The 17,030-nt window shown below is 71.1% G+C and carries 15 protein-coding genes; 9 read left to right on the top strand and 6 right to left on the bottom strand.

Annotated features, from left to right (window positions below; translation table 11 throughout):
- The first annotated feature begins 43 nt into the window (after positions 1-43).
- The 3 genes from ACWEV3_RS21710 to ACWEV3_RS21700 all read left to right on the top strand — a co-directional run bounded on the left by ACWEV3_RS21710 (position 44) and on the right by ACWEV3_RS21700 (position 2,493).
- A complete protein-coding gene (locus tag ACWEV3_RS21710; protein ID WP_452615638.1) occupies positions 44-331 on the top strand; it encodes a DUF1540 domain-containing protein in 288 nt (95 codons plus the stop codon).
- Positions 332-434: 103 nt separating this feature from the next.
- Positions 435-1,856: a selenium-binding protein SBP56-related protein gene (locus ACWEV3_RS21705; RefSeq protein WP_452615637.1), complete on the top strand. Its 1,422-nt coding sequence runs from the start codon at positions 435-437 to the stop codon at positions 1,854-1,856.
- Between the two features lie 31 nt (positions 1,857-1,887).
- Positions 1,888-2,493 (top strand): DsbA family oxidoreductase, encoded by a 606-nt coding sequence (locus ACWEV3_RS21700; RefSeq protein WP_452615636.1) that lies wholly within the window; start codon positions 1,888-1,890, stop codon positions 2,491-2,493.
- 24 nt (positions 2,494-2,517) lie between these two features.
- On the opposite strand, the gene ACWEV3_RS21695 is transcribed toward ACWEV3_RS21700, so the two are convergent.
- Positions 2,518-3,834 carry an amino acid permease gene (locus ACWEV3_RS21695; protein ID WP_452615765.1) on the bottom strand — a complete coding sequence of 439 codons (1,317 nt, stop codon included), beginning with the start codon at positions 3,832-3,834 and terminating at the stop codon, positions 2,518-2,520.
- A 123-nt stretch (positions 3,835-3,957) separates the two neighbouring features.
- Between ACWEV3_RS21695 and ACWEV3_RS21690 the strand changes: the two genes are divergently transcribed.
- The 3 genes from ACWEV3_RS21690 to ACWEV3_RS21680 all read left to right on the top strand — a co-directional run bounded on the left by ACWEV3_RS21690 (position 3,958) and on the right by ACWEV3_RS21680 (position 6,811).
- Entirely contained in the window at positions 3,958-4,428 is a 471-nt protein-coding gene (locus tag ACWEV3_RS21690) for a gamma-glutamylcyclotransferase (RefSeq protein ID WP_452615635.1), read from the top strand.
- A 383-nt stretch (positions 4,429-4,811) separates the two neighbouring features.
- Positions 4,812-6,272, top strand: a complete 1,461-nt coding sequence (ahcY, locus tag ACWEV3_RS21685) for an adenosylhomocysteinase (protein ID WP_452615634.1) — start codon at positions 4,812-4,814, stop codon at positions 6,270-6,272.
- A 164-nt stretch (positions 6,273-6,436) separates the two neighbouring features.
- Positions 6,437-6,811, top strand: coding sequence for an MmcQ/YjbR family DNA-binding protein (locus ACWEV3_RS21680; protein ID WP_452615633.1), 375 nt, complete (start codon positions 6,437-6,439; stop codon positions 6,809-6,811).
- On the opposite strand, the gene ACWEV3_RS21675 is transcribed toward ACWEV3_RS21680, so the two are convergent.
- Positions 6,795-7,400: a TIGR03086 family metal-binding protein gene (locus ACWEV3_RS21675; protein ID WP_452615632.1), complete on the bottom strand. Its 606-nt coding sequence runs from the start codon at positions 7,398-7,400 to the stop codon at positions 6,795-6,797. The genes ACWEV3_RS21680 and ACWEV3_RS21675 overlap by 17 nt on opposite strands.
- A gap of 154 nt (positions 7,401-7,554) precedes the next feature.
- Here ACWEV3_RS21675 and ACWEV3_RS21670 point away from each other — a divergent pair, with 154 nt between their 5' ends.
- Positions 7,555-9,045, top strand: coding sequence for a CehA/McbA family metallohydrolase (locus ACWEV3_RS21670; RefSeq protein ID WP_452615631.1), 1,491 nt, complete (start codon positions 7,555-7,557; stop codon positions 9,043-9,045).
- Positions 9,046-9,103: 58 nt separating this feature from the next.
- On the opposite strand, the gene ACWEV3_RS21665 is transcribed toward ACWEV3_RS21670, so the two are convergent.
- The 4 genes from ACWEV3_RS21665 to ACWEV3_RS21650 form a co-directional block, all read right to left on the bottom strand.
- Positions 9,104-10,507: a GntT/GntP/DsdX family permease gene (locus tag ACWEV3_RS21665; protein WP_452615630.1), complete on the bottom strand. Its 1,404-nt coding sequence runs from the start codon at positions 10,505-10,507 to the stop codon at positions 9,104-9,106.
- The gene (locus ACWEV3_RS21660) at positions 10,504-11,406 is read right to left on the bottom strand and encodes an NAD(P)-dependent oxidoreductase (protein ID WP_452615629.1); all 903 of its coding nucleotides are present in this window, start codon (positions 11,404-11,406) and stop codon (positions 10,504-10,506) included. Before ACWEV3_RS21660 ends, ACWEV3_RS21665 begins: the two co-directional genes overlap by 4 nt.
- A 153-nt stretch (positions 11,407-11,559) precedes the next feature.
- Entirely contained in the window at positions 11,560-12,999 is a 1,440-nt protein-coding gene (locus tag ACWEV3_RS21655) for a four-carbon acid sugar kinase family protein (protein ID WP_452615628.1), read from the bottom strand.
- A 63-nt stretch (positions 13,000-13,062) separates the two neighbouring features.
- Positions 13,063-13,761, bottom strand: a complete 699-nt coding sequence (locus ACWEV3_RS21650; protein ID WP_358565187.1) for a FadR/GntR family transcriptional regulator — start codon at positions 13,759-13,761, stop codon at positions 13,063-13,065.
- A 312-nt stretch (positions 13,762-14,073) separates the two neighbouring features.
- Here ACWEV3_RS21650 and ACWEV3_RS21645 point away from each other — a divergent pair, with 312 nt between their 5' ends.
- Both ACWEV3_RS21645 and ACWEV3_RS21640 read left to right on the top strand, forming a co-directional pair.
- Entirely contained in the window at positions 14,074-15,507 is a 1,434-nt protein-coding gene (locus ACWEV3_RS21645; protein WP_452615627.1) for an MFS transporter, read from the top strand.
- A 20-nt stretch (positions 15,508-15,527) separates the two neighbouring features.
- On the top strand, positions 15,528-17,027 hold the full coding sequence (locus tag ACWEV3_RS21640; protein WP_452615626.1) for an FGGY family carbohydrate kinase: 1,500 nt from the start codon (positions 15,528-15,530) through the stop codon (positions 17,025-17,027).
- Positions 17,028-17,030: the final 3 nt, after the last annotated feature.

The raw sequence follows: 17,030 nt of genomic DNA, 5'->3' as shown, positions 1-17,030 counted from the left end.
GAACCGCTTCGGCGACCGACCGGATCCGGGGGGAAACATGGAAATGCCAGAAATGCCACTGGTGAACAACTGCACGGCCGAGAACTGCGCGTTCAACCACGACCACAACTGCCACGCCCTGGCCATCACCATCGGCGAACCGGCCCACGCGCAGTGCGACACCTTCGTCGGCGGCGAGTTCGACGGCGGTGACCCCAACGCCATCGGCCACGTCGGGGCGTGCAAGATGGCCGACTGCCGGTACAACGACCACCTCGAATGCCAGGCGCCGGGCATCTCCGTCGGATACCAGCGGGACATCGTCGACTGCCTGACCTACCAACCCGCTTAGCCCGGTCCGGCGGGCGCGCGGGTCCTACGATGTGGACGGCCTCGACGCTCAGTGCGGTTGGCGAGACGCTGGGTGACGAAGACGTTGCAGTCGAGGAGACGCGATGAGTTCTCCAACCGGACACGAGCTCGATCCCACCTTCTACCGCAGCCCGGGCGACGCCATCGCAGCGCCCGCCGAACGCCTGGCCTACGTCGTCGCGTTCGACCGGTCCGGACAGCAGCCGGACGCGCTCACCGTCGTCGACACCGATCCGGGGTCGGCGAGCTTCGGCCGGGTGGTCGGCTGGGCCGACCTGCCGACCCGCGGCGACGAACTGCACCACTTCGGCTGGAACGCGTGCAGCAGCGCGTTCGCCCACTCCGGACACCACACGGACGGCCTGCAGCGCCGCTACCTGCTGCTACCCGGGTTGCGGTCGTCGAACGTGCACATCTACGACACCCATCCCGACCCGCGACAGCCGAGGCTGGTGCGGACCGTGACGGCCGAGGAGCTCGCGACCGGGGCCGGCTACTCCCGGCCGCACACGCTGCACTGCGGCCCGGACGGGATCTACCTCTCCTGCCTCGGCGGCGCGAACGGGGACGACGGACCCGGCGGCATCGCGGTGCTCGACCACGACACGTTCGACGTCGTGCGCGCGTGGGAGACCGACCGCGGGCCGCAGCGCCTGGCCTACGACGCCTGGTGGCACCTCAACCAGAACACCCTGATCACCAGCGAGTGGGGCACGCCCTCGATGATCGAGGACGGGGTCGTCCCCGAGCTGCTGCTGAACAACGAGTACGGCCACGCCCTGCACTTCTGGGACCTGGCCGAGGGCCGCCACCGGCAGCGCGTGGACCTCGGCGCGCAGCACCAGATGGTGCTGGAGCTGCGGCCGTCGCACGATCCCGGCGCGACCTGGGGCTTCGTCGGCGTGGTGGTCAGCACCGAAGACCTGTCGGCGTCGGTCTGGCGCTGGCATCGCGAGAACGGCGACTGGCAGGCCGACAAGGTGATCACCATCCCCGCCGAGCCGGCGCCGGCCGAGGAGCTCCCGCCCGCGCTGCAACCCTTCGGCGCGGTGCCGCCGCTGGTCACCGACATCAACCTGTCCGTCGACGACCGGTTCCTGTACGTCTCGTGCTGGGGCACCGGCGAGCTGAAGCAGTACGACGTCAGCGATCCGGCGCGGCCCCGCGAGACCGGCTCGGTCCGCCTCGGCGGGATCATCGGCCGCGTGCCGCACCCGGCCGAGCCGGACCGGCCGCTGGCCGGCGGGCCGCAGATGGTGGAGGTCAGCCGCGACGGCCGGCGCATCTACCTGACGAACTCGCTGTACGGGTCGTGGGACGACCAGTTCTACCCCGACGGCGTGGGCTCGTGGTTCGCCAAGCTCGACACCGACCCGGACACGGGCGGCGGACTGGCTGTCGACGAGAGGTTCTTCCCGCACGGCGCGGAATTCCGCGGCCGGCGGGTCCACCAAGTGCGCCTGCAGGGCGGCGACGCGTCCTCCGATTCCTACTGCTACCCATGACCCGATACCGGACAAGGATGTTGACCCGAAGATGACCTCTGCTTTCGCCGTCACCTGGGACTACCGCTGCCCGTTCGCCCGCAACGCGCACGAGCACCTGCTCACCGGCCTGGCCGCCGGTGCCGACTGGCAGGTCCGCTACCTGCCGTTCTCCCTCGGCCAGGCGCACGTCGAGGAGGGTCGGCCCAGCGTTTGGGAGAAACCCGAGCAGGACAGCGGGATCCTCGCCCTGCAGGCCGGTGTCGTGGTCCGGGACGAGTTCCCGGACCGGTTCCCGGCCGTGCACCGCGCCCTGTTCGAGGCGCGGCACGATGAGGGACTGCACCTGGAGGACCGCGCGGTGGTCCAGCGCGTCCTTGCCGACCACGGCGTTCCCGCCGACGCGGTGTTCGCGCGCATCGACGACGGTTCCGCGCTCGGGCAGGTGCGCACCGAGCACGAGGACTTCGTTTCCTCGCACCGCGTTTGGGGCGTGCCGACCTTCATCGTCGACGAGCGGGCCGTGTTCGTCCGGCTGATGAACCGCGCTCCGCAGGGCGCCGACCCGGCGGCGTCCATCACGACCGTCGAACGCGTGGTGGACCTGCTGAGCTGGAGCGACCTCAACGAGTTCAAGCACACCGCCATCCCGCGCTGACGCCCACAGTGGAGAGGCGCCTCGTCAGTCCTGCTGCGGGGCGCCCGTCCGGCGGCGGATCTCGTAGCCGGCGAGCACGACCGCGAGCGTGACGAGGCTGAGCCAGAACTGCGACCGGGTGTCGGGCAGCACCGCCATCGCCGCGATCACCACGACCATCAGCGCGATGGTCAGGTAGCTCAGCCACGGGAACAGCCACATCCGCAGCGCCAGCTGCGATTCGCCGTCGGGGCCGAGGCGCTTGCGCAGGCGCACCTGCGAGACCGCGATGATCAGGTAGACGAACAGCGCCACCGCGCCGTAGGAGTTGACCAGGAAGGCGAAGATCAGGTCGGGCGAGGCGTACGCGGCGATCACCGACAGGTAGCCGACGACGGTGCCGGCGAGCAGCGCCCGGCGGGGCACCCCGGTGCGGCTGAGCTTGGTCAGGCCGCGCGGAGCATCGCCCCGGCGCGTCAGCGCGAACAGCATCCGCGACGACGTGTAGAGCGCGGAGTTCAGGCAGGACAGCACCGCCGTGAGGACGATGACGTTCATGATCGTGCCCGCGCCCGGGATCTTCAGCGCCTGCAGCACCGCGGCGTAGGGGCTCACCTCGATGGCCGGGGAGTTCCAGGGCAGCACGGCCACGACGACGAGCACCGACAGCACGTAGAACGCCACCACGCGCAGGATGATCGACTTCATCGCGTTCGCCACGGCGCGGCGCGGTTCGGCGGACTCCGCCGCCGCGATGGTGACGATCTCGGCCCCGGTGTAGAAGCCGACGCAGGGCACCACGGCCACGAGCACGGCGGCGACGCCGTGCGGGGCGAACCCGCCGTGCGCGGTGAGATTGCCCAGCCCGCCGGGCGAATCCGGCCACCAGCCGAGGACGGCGATCGCGCCCAGGAACAGGAAGACGACGATGGCGGCGACCTTGATGGAGGAGAACCAGTACTCGAACTCGCCGTAGGAGCGCGCCGAAACCAGGTTGGTCAGGGCGAGCGTCGTGAGCAGCACGAGGCTCACCGCCCACAGCGGGACCTCCGGCAGCCACAGCTGGACGAGCTTGCCGCCGGCCACCGCCTCGATGGCGACGACGATGACGAAGAAGTACCAGTACAGCCAGCCGACCGCGAATCCGGCGCGCTCGCCGAGCGCTTCCCTGGCGTAGGCGTAGAACGACCCGAGCGCGGGCCGCGCGACGGTCATCTCGGCGAGCATCCGCATGATGAGGATCGTCAGCACGCCCGCGATCAGGAAGGAGATCACCGCGGCCGGCCCGGTGGAGCCGATCACCACGCCGCTGCCGACGAACAGGCCGGCGCCGATCACCCCGCCCAGCGCGATGAGGCTCATGTGCCGCCGCTTGAGGCCCTGGGCCAGGCCTCCGGTGGTCTCGGTGGTCGTGTCGGAGTCGTCGCGCGTCGCGTCTGTGGCTGGCATCGGAGTTCTTCCAGTTGCCCCTCGAAGATCACCTGGTTGCGGGAGAACCTGGGGCTGACCGGGCCGGCGGTCGTGCTGCGCGCCCGCTGCACCGGCCTCGCGGCCGTCTGGGCGACGGGGCTGCGGGCGAGGGGAGACGGCCAGCGACCGGCGGTGCTGGCCACCGCGCCGGGCATCGTCGAACACCACGCGGTGTGGCTCGCAACACCCGAACAGCGCCGGGTGCTCGACGAATGCGAAGGACGCGGTGCCCGCTACCGGCTGGTGTGCCTGCACGGTCCGGAACGGATCGGGCTGGAGGACGGCAGTGAACTTCGGCACGTCCTGGCCTACGCGGGTGCGTCCCGCGAGCGCGCGCCGCTGCTGGTCGAGGGCCGCCCGGTGCGGTGTGCCGAAGTGGACCAGCGCGCGGCGCTGGGCCTTTCCGGTGTTCCGGCCGCCGGCGACGGATTGGTGTGCGCGGAAATCATCGGCGAACCGCCTGCCGCCCGCTGCGCGGATCGGTGAGTCCGGCGAGGCGGGAGTCGTTTGACAAACCCTTGAGCCGGTTTCAGAATGTGGTCACGCCGGGTTTGACCGACACGATGCGCCACAACGGCGCGAGCGCTGGCTGAGAGGCGCTGCAACGGACTTTCGTCCGCCACGCTCAGCCGAGCCGCTTGAAGACCACGGTAAGGGCGCCTCCTACGGGAGGTGCTTTTTTTGTGCGCGGCTTGAGATTGCGGCCCGGAGCCGATCCATCGCGGTCGACGGCGGCCTGACGCCGCACCGAATCCGACCGGCGAGATCTCGCGGTTGCGCGCCCGAGTGCAGTAGCAGATCGGGCCATTCCGGCGTTCCACTTTGGATGAGCAGAACCGAATCAGTAGTCCTGCAAGGGGAAGGTAGCGATGAGCGTCAAGTTGCAGAAGGTCAACGGCCTTGAGTTCGCTGTCCGGGATTTGTCGTTGGCCGAGGCCGGGCGGCATCAGATCCGGTTGGCCGAGCACGAGATGCCGGGCCTGATGGCGACTCGCGAGGAGTACGCGGATTCGCAGCCGTTGAAGGGTGCGCGGGTTGCGGGTTCGTTGCACATGACGGTGCAGACGGCTGTGCTGATCGAGACCTTGGTCGCGTTGGGCGCGGAGGTCCGGTGGGTGTCGTGCAACATTTTCTCGACGCAGGACGAGGCTGCGGCGGCGATCGTCGTCGGCCCCCACGGCACCCCGGAGAAGCCCGAGGGTGTGCCGGTGTTCGCGTGGAAGGGTGAGTCGCTGGAGGAGTACTGGTGGTGCACCGACCAGTTGTTCCAGTTCGGTGACGGCCAGGGTCCGAACATGATCCTCGACGACGGCGGTGACGCCACGTTGCTGGTGCACAAGGGCGTCGAGTTCGAGGCGGCCGGTGTGGTGCCGAACGCGGGCGAGGACGACCCGGAGGAGTACAAGGTCATCCTGGAGACCCTGCGGAAGTCGCTGGCTGCCGACGAGGGCCGGTTCACCCGGATCGCCGCGGGCATCAAGGGTGTCACCGAGGAGACCACCACGGGTGTGCACCGCCTGTACGAGCTGGCGAAGGCCGGAGAGCTGCTGTTCCCGGCGATCAACGTCAACGACTCGGTCACCAAGTCGAAGTTCGACAACAAGTACGGCATCCGGCACTCGCTGGTCGACGGCATCAACCGGGCCACGGACGTGCTCATCGGCGGCAAGGTCGCCGTGGTGTGCGGCTACGGCGACGTCGGCAAGGGTGCGGCGGAGTCGTTGCGCGGTCAGGGCGCCCGGGTGATCGTCACCGAGGTCGACCCGATCTGCGCGCTGCAGGCGGCGATGGACGGCTACCAGGTCACCACCCTGGAAGACGTCGTCGGGATCGCGGACATCTTCGTGACCACGACGGGCAACTTCAACATCATCACCGCGGAGCACATGGCGGAGATGAAGCACCAGGCGATCGTGGGCAACATCGGTCACTTCGACAACGAGATCGACATGGCGGGCCTGGAGAAGGTGCCGGGGATCCGCAAGCAGGAGATCAAGCCCCAGGTCCACGAGTACGTCTTCGAGGACGGGCACTCGATCATCGTGTTGTCCGAGGGCCGCCTGCTGAACCTGGGCAACGCGACGGGGCACCCGAGCTTCGTGATGTCGAACTCCTTCGCGAACCAGACGATCGCGCAGATCGAGCTGTTCACGAAGCCGGGCGAGTACGACAAGCAGGTCTACGTGCTGCCGAAGCACCTGGACGAGAAGGTCGCGCGGCTGCACCTGGACGCGCTGGGTGTGAAGCTGACCAAGCTGACCAAGGAGCAGGCCGCCTACATCGGCGTCGACGTCAACGGTCCGTACAAGCCCGACCACTACCGCTACTGATCGAACCAGACCTGGAGCCCGCCGCGACGCGCCCGCGGCGGGCTCCAGCCCTTTTTGCGCGCTCATCGAAGATTGCGACCACTATTGCTTCAGTGTTGAATGAAATCAACCCTCTCGGCGCGGATCTGCACCGGCCGGGAGGCGGCGGTCGTTACGCTGCTCGCATGACGCCGCAGGAGCTCAAGAACGCATGTCTCGCGCTCACCGGTGCGCGCGAAGAGTTCCCCTTCGACGACACCAACAGCGTTTTCAAGGTCACCGGCAAGATCTTCGCCATCAGCAGGCTGGGCGGCGACCCGCTGCGGGTCAGCCTCAAGTGCGAGCCGGAGCTGGCGGTCCAGCTGCGCGCGACGTACCCGGCCATCACGCCCGGCTACCACCTCAACAAGCGGCACTGGAACACGATCGTCCTGGACGGCTCCGTGCCCGATCCGCTCGTGCTGGACATGATCGAGGACTCCTACGACCTCGTCGTCGCGGCTCTGCCCAAGCGCGAACGGGAAAAGCTGCACTGGAAAGCGCTCAGCCGCGAGGAGTGAGGCCGCCGCCCGGTCCCGCGAGCGGATTGCGCCCGAGGTAGGCGACGAGGCGTTCGCCCGGAGTGGCCTGCCGGGACCACGCAACGGGCGGCCCGAACAGGGACGGGCGGGTGCCCTCGGTGACGATCATCGGTGCCAGCCGGCCCAGCGCCGTCGCGACGCCGCCCGGGATGGGGGAGTCCTGCCCGCACGCCCGGGCGATGTCCCAGCCGTGCACGGCGATCTCCAGCGCACTGGTCGCGGCGGCGATCCGGCCGTCCAGGGGCAATCCGCCGACGTGGACGTCGTCCGGGTGGGAGAGACAGGTTTCCAGCAGCACCCTGGCGCGGTTGCGCAAGGTTGCGACCGGGTCGGCGGAATCCTCGCCGTCATCCGGAACGCGGGATGCGAGCGTGTCGGCGACAACGGCCAGCGAATCGTTGACGTGGGCGACGAGCGTCCGGAGGTCCCAGCCCGCGCACGGAGTGGCGTTGGCCAGCGTCGCGGTGGTGATGTCGGCCGCGGCGCCGAGGACGTAGCAGGTGGCGCGCTCCAACAGCGTTGCGGCATCGCCGAAGAGCTCCGGCTCGGTCGCGATTCGCTCGTCCACCGGATGGCCCTCCTCGCTGTTCGCCTGCGGTGCTTCCCGGTTAGACGCGGAGGTCGGCGAAAACTCATCGCGCACCCGGGCGGTGAATTCCGCCGCTCGCCGCACGGGGTTCATCCGCCGTGTCCGCTCAGGTCAGGTCGCGGCGATTGGATCCATGGCACTTCGACCATGGGAGGCATGGGTGGATCTGCTGAGCAGGCGCGGTTTCCTGGCCGCGGGAGGAGTCATCGCGGCGGCGAACCTGCTGCCGGGCGTGGCCTTCGCCGAGCAGGCCGCGGGCGCCGAGACCCGCACCGTCACCGGCACCTTCGGGCCGAGCATCGAAGACTGGTTCTACCTGCCGGTCCAGGTGCCGCGCGGGGTGGCCGAGATCGAGGTCGCCTACTCCTACGACAAGCCCGCGGTCCCGCCCGGGACTCGCGGAAACGCCTGCGACATCGGCATCTTCGGCCCGGAGGGGCACGAGCTGGGCAACGCGCGCGGCTTCCGCGGCTGGTCGGGCGGGTTCCGCGACCGCTTCACCATCAGCGCCGCCGGCGCCACCCCGGGCTACCTGCCGGGCCCGGTCACACCGGGCACCTGGCACGTCATCCTCGGCCCCTACACCGTGGCGCCGCAGGGGATGAACTATCGCGTCGACATCACGCTGCGGTTCGGCCCGGCCGATGCGCCGGCCCGCCCCAACCCCGCTCCCGAGACCGCGCCGGCCCGGGAGCGGGGCCGCGCGTGGTACCGCGGGGACTGCCACCTGCACACCGTGCACTCCGACGGCCGCCGGACCCCCGCGGAGCTGGTCGCGGCCGCCCGCGCCGCCGGCCTGGACTTCATCACCTCCACCGAGCACAACACGTCGTCGGCGTCGTTGCAGTGGGGTGAGCACGCGACCGACGACCTGCTGATCCTCAACGGTGAAGAGGTCACGACGCGTTCCGGGCACTGGCCGGCGATCGGGTTGCCGCCCGGGACCTGGATCGACTGGCGCTACCGCGCCGACGACCCGCGCAGCTTCCGGCGCTTCGTCGACCAGGTGCACGAGGCGGGCGGTCTGGTCACCGCCGCGCACCCGTTCGCCAGTTGCTTCGGCTGCACCTACGAGTTCGCCTACGAGCTGGCGGATCTCGTCGAGGTGTGGAACCAGGGCTGGACCGATGAGGAGGAAGCGGCGGTCAACCACTGGGACGGGCTGCTGCGCACCGGCCACTGGATTCCGCTGATCGGCAATTCCGACGCGCACAACCCGGAACACGTAGTCGGAAGCCCGCAAACCGTGGTGCTCGCGGACGGCCTGCGGCGGGAGGAGCTGCTCGCCGGGCTGCGTGCGGGGCGCTCCTGGCTCGCCGAATCATCCGCCGTGCAGCTGGATTTCACGGCGACCGATGGTCGGCGCACCGCCGGCATCGGGGAAGGGCTCGCCGCCGACAGGGGCACACCCGTGACGTTCGAGCTGACCGTCAGCGGCGTGCCCGGCACGACCGTGCGGCTGCTGGACCAGGTGGGGCCGGAGCACACCGCGGAAGTCCCCGCCACCGGCTCGCTCACCACGCGGTGGACGACCTACCCGCGCTACACGCGCTGGGCGCGCGCGGAGGTCCGCCGGGCCGGCCGGATGGTGGCGATGACGAACCCGATCTTCCTGACCAGGTGACGATGTCCGGTCCGTGAGCGCTTTGGGGCGTCATAGCACCCCAAAGCGCTCACGGACCTCAGACGAACGGCCAGACCGCCGCGGTCAGCACGAATCCCGTCACGCCCATGACCGTCGTCAGTGCCGTCCAGGTGCGCAGCGCGCTGCCGACCTCCAGGCCGACGAGCTTCGCGAACATCCAGTACCCGGCGTCGTTGACGTGCGAGAGGCCGAGCGCGCCGGCTCCCATGGCCAGCGAGACCAGCGCCAGCCGCCCCGGCGACAGGTCCAGCCCCTGCATCAGCGGCGTGATCAGCCCGGCCGTCGTCACCAGCGCGACGGTCGCCGAGCCTTGCGCCCCGCGCAGCAGGAGCGTCATCGCGAAGGCCAGGACCAGCAGCGGCAGCCCGGTGGATTGCAGCAGGTCGGCGACCGCGTCGCCGATGCCGGTCGTCACCAGGACCTTGCCGAACACCCCGCCTGCGCCGGCGACGAGGATGACCATGGCCACCGGCGGCAGCGCCGATCCCATCACCTCCGCGACGTGGGAGTGCGACCAGCCGCGCCGGATGCCCAGCAGCCAGGCGGCCAGCACGAGCGCGATGAGCAGCGCGACCATCGGCGCGCCGATGACGGTCAGCGCCTCCCTCAGCACGGCGCCCTCGGGCAGCGCGAGCTGGCCGACGGTGCCGGCGAGGATCAGCAGGATCGGGGTCAGGATGAGCGCCACGATCATGCCGAACGACGGCGCCCGTTCGGTCTTCGCCTCGGCCGGTGCCGTGGCGACCGCGGCCGCACCTCCGCCGGAGCCGTGCGGCGGGAGGTCGGGGGAGCCGTAGACCTCGGCGCGCACGTCCGGCGACATCGGATGTTCCTTGCGCGTCAAGCGGTTCGACACGAGGTAGCCGACGCCGACGACGACCGCCGTGATCGGCAGCCCGAGCAGCAGGATCCAGCCCAGGTCCGAGCCGATCTGCTTCGCCGCGGCCACCGCGCCGGGGTGCGGGGGCAGGAACGCGTGCACGGTCAGCATCGCCGCGCCCATCGGCAGCGCGTAGACCAGCAGCGGCTTCTTCGCGCTGCGCGCCACGCCGTAGGCCAGCGGCATCAGGATGATCAGGCCGACCTCGAAGAACACCGGGATGCCCAGGATGAACCCGGCCACGGCGAGCGCGAGGGGCGTGCGGCGTTCCCCGAAGCGCCGGATGAGCGTGTGCGCCAGCACGTTCGCGCCGCCGGAGAGCTCGATGATGCGGCCGACCATCGCGCCGAGCGCGATGATGATCGCGACGTGGCCGAGCGTGGAGCCCATGCCCTTCTCGACGGTGTCGACGAGCTCAGCGGGCGGCACGCCGCCGGCGAGCGCGACTCCGGTGCTGACCACCAGCAGGGCGACGAAGGGCTGCACCTTCGCCTTCAGCACCAGGAAGAGCAGCAGCGCCATCCCCACCGCGCCGATGCCCAGCAGCACGGCAGGGCTCATCGTTGCGCCTCCTTCGGCGAGAGCAGCGTGACGATGCTGGAGTCGTCGGAGCCGCCCAGCCCCGCGCGCTCGCCGAGCAGGTAGAGCTGCTGGGCGGCCGAGGCCAGCGGCGTCGGGACGTGCGCCTGCTTGGCGATGCCGGCGACGATCCCCATGTCCTTGACGAAGATGTCCAGCCGGGACCGGACTTCCGCGCCGTCGCCGTAGGCCTCGATCATGCGCGGTCCGCGGTCGGCGAGCATGAACGATCCGGCGGCGCCCTTGCTCAGCGAGTCGATGACGGTGGCCGGGTCCAGGCCGAGCGCCCGGGCCATCGCCACGGCTTCCGCGGCCGCGGCGATGTGCACGCCGGCGAGCAGCTGGTTGATCGCCTTGAGCGCCTGCGCATCGCCGGGCTCCCGGCCGATCTCGGTGAGGGTGGAGGCGAGGCGGTCGAGCACCGGGCGGGCCGCGTCGAGGCTGTCCTCGTCGCCGCTGACGACGATCAGCAGGTCGCCGGTGCCCGCGCGGGTGGGGCCGCCGCTGACCGGGGCGTCGACGAGGCGGGCACCGGATTCGGCGAGCCTGGCGGCGGTTTCGCGGGCCGCGTCGGGTCCGACGGTGCTGGTGAGCACCACGACGGCACCGGGGTTCAGCGCTTCGGCTGCGCCGTTCGCGCCGAACAGCGCGGCTTCGACCTGCTGCTGGTCGCGGACCGCGAGCAGCACGACGTCGGCGTTCCCGGCGGCTTGCGCGGGAGTGGTCGCTTCCGCCGCGCCCGCGGTGGCGAGCTGGGCGCGGCGCCCGGCGTCGATGTCGAAGACGGTCACCGGGAAGGCGGGTGCGAGGTGGGTGGCCATCGGCAGGCCCATGGCTCCGAGGCCGATCACGGCGACGCGGGTGGCGGAGTTGTCAGGCATTCGTCTTTCCCCGTTCTGCGGTGAGCAGGTTGATCGTGCGGACGGCGCAGGAGCGTTGCGCGGCCGTCCGGGGCGGTGCGATGGAGTCCGAAGTGGACTGTTGAGACCCGTTGAACACCAACGATGTGCGATCGTCCTGGGCGCGGAGCGGCATCAACGGCCCCGCAGCGAGGCGACGACGTCGGCGAGTGCTCGCCGGTCGCCGACGTTGCCCGGGAACACGACGTACGGGATGCCTGAGAACTCGCCGGAGACCGGCTCCCACAGCGAGACGATGCCCGGCAGCATCGTGCCCCGCACCATCGCGCGGCGGATGTCGAGGCTGGCGGTGGCGATGTCGCTGGAGGTGATGCCGCCCTTGGCCACGACGAACGCCGGGCGGTGCGCGCGGACGGCCGCGCGGACGGTGTCGACCAGGCCGGCGGACACGGCGCGGGCGATGGCCAGGCTGGCGTCCGGGTCGGCGCCGGTGACCAGCGTGCGGCTGGTGCGGATCACGACGTCGGCGCCGGACATCGCCCGTGCGGCGGCCTGCGCGACCGCGTCGACGTGGGCGTCGCGGGCGGCCGGGTCGAGCAGTGCGGGCACGTCGAGCTCCAGCTCGGTGATGCCGCCGAGCTCCCGCAGCCCGTCGAGCTGGCTGGTGGTCAGGCCGACGTGCGAGCCGACGGCGATCAGGCCGTGCCCGTCGCCGGTGCCCATGCCGCGCGGCACCTCGCCGTCCAGCGGCGGCGCGCCCGCCTGACCGGCGCGGGAGCGGACGAAGGCCGGGCCGACGCGGTAGAGCAGCCGCTTGCCCCGGGACTCGGCGTGCAGCAGCGCGAGCGCCAGCACGCGGATGTCGTCGTCGCAGGCCGCGTCCACGACGACCGGCTGCTGGTCCTGCACGGTTTCGAGGAGCTGGGCGACCCGCTCGGGGCCGCCTTCCCGGAGGTCGGCGGCGGTGATGGCCAGGACGCGGTCCGCCGGCACCCGGCCGCCGGTCTTCTCGGCCACCCAGTCCCGCAGGTCCGAGCTGCGGTAGCCGAAGGTGGCGTCCTTGGCGAACTCCGTGCGCCCGGCCGGGAGCATGCCGTCGGCCGTGCGGGTCCAGTGCACCGAGCCGATCGTGAACCGGCCCGCGTCGGGGAAGGCGGGCACGATGACGACGCCGTCGATCGGTTTGCCGCGCTGCGCCAGCTCTTCGGCCAGCAGATCGGTTTCGCGCGGGTAGTGGCCGCGCAGCGTCGAGTCGCTCCGGCTGGCCACCACGAAGTCGGCGCCTTCGGCGTCCGCGGCGCGGGCGAGCGCGTCGATCACCTCGCGGTTGCGGGCGTCGGCGTCGGCGGCCGACAGGCTGCGGGTGTTGGTGAGCACGAAGAAGGTCCTGCTGGGCTGGGTCAGCGCCCAGCGCAGGTCGTCGACGCCCCAGGTGGTCAGCACCGGGACGTCGGCGACGGTCTGGGTGCCGGTGGGGTCGTCGTCGAGCACGACCAGGCGCGGCCCGCCGGCCATGCGCTCGGCGATCTCGGCCGGGGCGACGGGGCGGACGGCGGGCAGTCCGGCGAGGAGTTCTTCCGCGGAGATCGGGCGGTCCTGGGGCAGATCGGGCATGGCGCTGCTTCCTGTAGGCGTGCGGAGGTGCCCACGCGGCGCGTGGGAGTCGGGGGAGCCGGGTCAGCTGTCGGCGAGCACGTGGGTGCGGAGGTCGTCGGCGGTCTGGGCCATGTGGTCCGCCATCGCCTGGCGCGCGAGCGCCGGGTCGGCCGCTTCGAGCGCGCGCAGGATCTTGGTGTGGTGCGCGAGGGCGTTGGCCCGGATCTCGGGCACCGCGGAGGTCTCGCGGCGCCCTTCGACCAGCAGCCGGCCGAAGGGCTCGAACATCAGCGGGATGAACGCGTTGCCGCTGGCGCGCATGATCGCGTCGTGGAAGGCGATGTCGGCCTCCACGAACAGCTCGACGTCGTCGGTGTCGACGGCGTCGCGCATGTCCTGCAGCAGGCTCCGCAGCTGCGCCAGGTCGTCGTCGGTGCGTTTGCCCGCGGCCAGCTCGACGGCGCCGACCTCGATCAGCCGCCGGGCCTCGATGAGGCTCTCCGAGATCGCCGCGCTCGACCGGGGAGTGGCTGCGGCGGCCCGGATCAGCGGGTCCAGCGCGGTCCACTGCGCGGGCGGGTTGACGTAGGTGCCGCGGCCGCGCTGGATGCGCACGATGTTCTGCACGCGCAGCGCCTTGATCGCTTCGCGGACGGTGAGGCGGCTGACCACGTACTGCTCGGCGAGCTCGCCTTCCGGCGGCAGTGCGCTGCCGGGCGCGTGTGTGCCGTCGATGATCGCGCTGAGCAGCCGCTCGGCGAGTTGGTCGGACAGCGACATTGCTGCGGATCCTCCTCTAGATCAGACGTCAGATGTCTGATGACAGCAGACGATAGGGCCCGGACCGAACCCCGTCAACCGGCCCGCGTCCGCTGGATCGATGCAGGCCGTGGGGCCGGCCCGTCCACATAGGGCGGTCCGGTGGGCGAATTCCCCTGAGCGCTGCCGTTTCGCTTGACGCCCGCGTTGCGCCGCGGTTAATGTCTCCGCCACGACAGGCATAGACGAAGAGCCACTGTCAGCGGTCTTCGTCGTGCCTTTTTTCTTTTTGCCGGATCGCTGCCAGTGCCTTCCCTCGAAAGGTGGCGATCTGTGGCCTCACCTTCGAACGCGGTGGCGGGGACGGTCTCCGGCCCCTCCGACGTGGTGGCGTTGATCAACAAGCTGGAACGGCTGCCGAGGAAGGCCAACTTCCTCTGGTACCTCATCCTCGGCGGGTTGTTCCTCGACGCCTACTCCAACGCCGCGCTGAGCGCCGGGCTTTCGCCGATGGTGAAGGAACTGACGCTCACGCCAGGGCAGGTCGGGCTGCTCACCGCCACGGCGCCGGCCGTGGCGATCCTCTTCAACCCGGCCAGCGGTTGGCTGGCCGCCCGGATCGGGCGGGTCAAGCCGCTGCTGCTGGCCAAGCTCATCGGCGTCGCGGGAGCGCTGCTCACCGCGTCCGCGGGCAGCTTCGAGACCGTGTGGGCCGGCCGCGCGCTGGTCGGCGTCGCCTACGGCATCGACTTCGCGGTGGCGATGGCGATGCTCGCCGAGTACACCCCCGCCAGCCTCAAGGGCCGGCTGAACCTGTGGCAGTGCGTCTGGTACATCGCCACCACCTCCAACCTCGCGCTGACGCTGATCTGCTACAAGCTCGGCATCGGCGCGGAGATCTGGCGCTGGTCGGTCGGCTCGGCTGCGGTCATCGCCGGGGCGCTGTTCGTGCTGCAGATGGTGTTCCTGGTGGAGAGCCCATCGTGGCTGGCATCCCGCGGGCGGCTCGCGGACGCCGCGCAAAGCCTCCGCCGGATCTACGGGTTCGACGCCGTCCCGGGCGAGCGGGCCGAGGCGCCCGCCGAGGCGCAGCAGTCGATCGGCTTCCGCCAGTCGGGCGTGCTGTTCCGCAAGCCCTACCTGCCGCGGACGATGCTGTCGACGCTCATCTCGCTGACCCAGTCGATGCAGTACTTCGCGATCGGCTGGTACCTGCCGGTGATCAGCCTCGCGATCTTCGGCGAGCAGTTCGAGAAGGCCACCGTCGGATCGATGATCTTCAACGCGGCCGGCATCATCGGCGGCGCCGTCTCCGCCTACGCGGGCCGCCGGATGGGCCTGCGGATGAGCTCGGCGGTCGGCTACGCGATGGCGTTCGTGCTGCTGCTGGTGCTGGGGCTCGGATTCGGCAGCCTGCCGACCGTGCTGGCCTTCACCGTGCCGTTCCTGTTCATCTTCTTCCACTCCGCGGGCCCCGGCGCCAACGGCAAGTCGATCGCGGCGCTGTCCTACCGCAGCGACATCCGCACCCTCGGCACCGGCATCACGGGCATGCTCGGCAGCTTCGGCAGCGTCGTCGGGCTCTACGTGTTCCCGCTGATCAAGGAGTCGATGGGCCTCGGCCCGACGATCGCGGCGCTGGCCGTCGTCCCGCTGCTCGGGCTCATCACCTGCGTTGTCATCAAGTGGGACCCGACGCGCGGCGGTTTCGACCCCGACGACGAGGTCATCGACCTGCTGCCGGCACCGGTGCCGGCCACCCGCTGACGGCGCAGAAAGGCACCAGCATGAGCAGTTCGCAACGAGGCGTGCTGTCGATCGACGAAGGCTCGACCGGCACGCGCGCGGCCGTGGTCACGGCAGACGGATCGAGCGGGCCGTCGTTCTACCGGCCGATCGCCGTTGTCCACCCCGACCCGCTGCGGGTCGAGCAGGACGCCGGCGAGCTCTGGCGGCACACCCTGGATGTGGCGCGGCAGGCCGTGGCATGGGCCGCGGACAGCGGCGTCGAGATCGTCGGGGTGGCGCTGTGCACGCAGCGCGCGACCGCGGTCCTGTGGGACCGGGTCACCGGGCGGCCGCTGGCCCCCGCCGTGGTCTGGCAGGACCGGCGGTACGCGGCGGAACTCGAAGCGCTGGCGCAGCAGTGGGACCCGATCCTGCTGCCGCGCACCGGCCGGCCGGTCGGCAGCCGGTCGCCGTTCCTGTGGGCCGCCCGGCAGATCGCGGAGAACCCGGAGGCGCGGGCCGCCGCGGACGCCGGTCGGCTGCTGTTCGGCTCGATCGACACCTGGCTGAGCTGGAACCTCAACGGCGGCACCGCGCACGCCGTCTCCGCCAGCAACGCGGCGGCGCTCGGCGGCTACCTGCTGCGCGAGCACGCGTGGGATCCGGACTGGCTCGCCGCGGTCGGCTACCCGCAGGAACTGGCGCCGCCGCTGTCCGACGACGACGGCGACTTCGGGTGCACCGACCCCGAGGTGCTCGGCATCCGGGTGCCCATCGCCGCGGCGATGGGGGACCAGCACGCGTCGCTGATCGCCCTGGGCGCGCTGGAACCCGGCCAGGGCATGTGCATGCACGGCACCGGCACCTTCGTCGGCGCGCTCACCGGCGACGAGCCGGCCGACGCCGCCAACGCCGTCGACGGCGTGCTCGCGCTGGTCGGCTGGCGCTCCGGCGGCCGCAGCCGCTTCAGCCTGGAGGCCTACACGTCGACGACGGGTTCGGCGCTGCGCTGGCTGGTCGAGGACCTGCAGCTGTTCGACTCCGCCGAGCGGATCAGCGAACTCGCCGCCACGCACCCGCGCGACCGGGACACGTGGTTCGTGCCCACGCTCGCCGGGCTGCGGACGCCGCTGGCGGTGCCCGGCACCCGGGCCTGCCTCACCGGCTTGAGCCTGGCCACCACGCGCGCCGCCATCGCCCGCGCCGTCCTGGAAGGCATCGCGCACTCCGTGTGCGACACCGCCGACGGGCTCCGGTCCACGATGGACGGACCGCTGACCCGGCTGCGCGTCGGCGGCGGGCTGGCGGCCAGCGACGCGCTGATGCAGAGCCAGGCCGACCTCTCCGGCATCCCCATCGAGCGGGTGGCCGACTCCGCCACCGCGAGCCTGCGCGGCGTCGCGTACCTCGCCGGCGTCCGGCTCGGCCTGTGGGGATCGCTCGACGAGGTCGTCGGCGCGCGCCCCGTCGGCCGCACCTTCGAACCCGCGACCACCGACCAAGAACGGCAGGAGCTGCGCGCCGAATGGCAGCGGGAGCTCCGGAAGTCACTGCCCTGAAAG

It is taken from the genome of Saccharopolyspora sp. NPDC003752, assembly GCF_053605825.1.
This window is presented reverse-complemented; position numbering and strand designations above follow the sequence as displayed.

Excerpts from the sequence above, each read along its gene's own strand:
- ACWEV3_RS21710 (WP_452615638.1), top strand. The coding sequence starts at position 44 with ATGCCAGAAATGCCACTGGTGAACAACTGCACGGCCGAGAACTGCGCG.
- ACWEV3_RS21705 (WP_452615637.1), top strand. The coding sequence starts at position 435 with ATGAGTTCTCCAACCGGACACGAGCTCGATCCCACCTTCTACCGCAGC.
- ACWEV3_RS21700 (WP_452615636.1), top strand. The coding sequence starts at position 1,888 with ATGACCTCTGCTTTCGCCGTCACCTGGGACTACCGCTGCCCGTTCGCC.
- ACWEV3_RS21695 (WP_452615765.1), bottom strand. The coding sequence starts at position 3,834 with ATGAGCCTCATCGCGCTGGGCGGGGTGATCGGCGCCGGCCTGTTCGTC.
- ahcY (WP_452615634.1), top strand. The coding sequence starts at position 4,812 with ATGAGCGTCAAGTTGCAGAAGGTCAACGGCCTTGAGTTCGCTGTCCGG.
- ACWEV3_RS21680 (WP_452615633.1), top strand. The coding sequence starts at position 6,437 with ATGACGCCGCAGGAGCTCAAGAACGCATGTCTCGCGCTCACCGGTGCG.
- ACWEV3_RS21670 (WP_452615631.1), top strand. The coding sequence starts at position 7,555 with ATGGCACTTCGACCATGGGAGGCATGGGTGGATCTGCTGAGCAGGCGC.
- ACWEV3_RS21665 (WP_452615630.1), bottom strand. The coding sequence starts at position 10,507 with ATGAGCCCTGCCGTGCTGCTGGGCATCGGCGCGGTGGGGATGGCGCTG.
- ACWEV3_RS21660 (WP_452615629.1), bottom strand. The coding sequence starts at position 11,406 with ATGCCTGACAACTCCGCCACCCGCGTCGCCGTGATCGGCCTCGGAGCC.
- ACWEV3_RS21655 (WP_452615628.1), bottom strand. The coding sequence starts at position 12,999 with ATGCCCGATCTGCCCCAGGACCGCCCGATCTCCGCGGAAGAACTCCTC.
- ACWEV3_RS21650 (WP_358565187.1), bottom strand. The coding sequence starts at position 13,761 with ATGTCGCTGTCCGACCAACTCGCCGAGCGGCTGCTCAGCGCGATCATC.
- ACWEV3_RS21640 (WP_452615626.1), top strand. The coding sequence starts at position 15,528 with ATGAGCAGTTCGCAACGAGGCGTGCTGTCGATCGACGAAGGCTCGACC.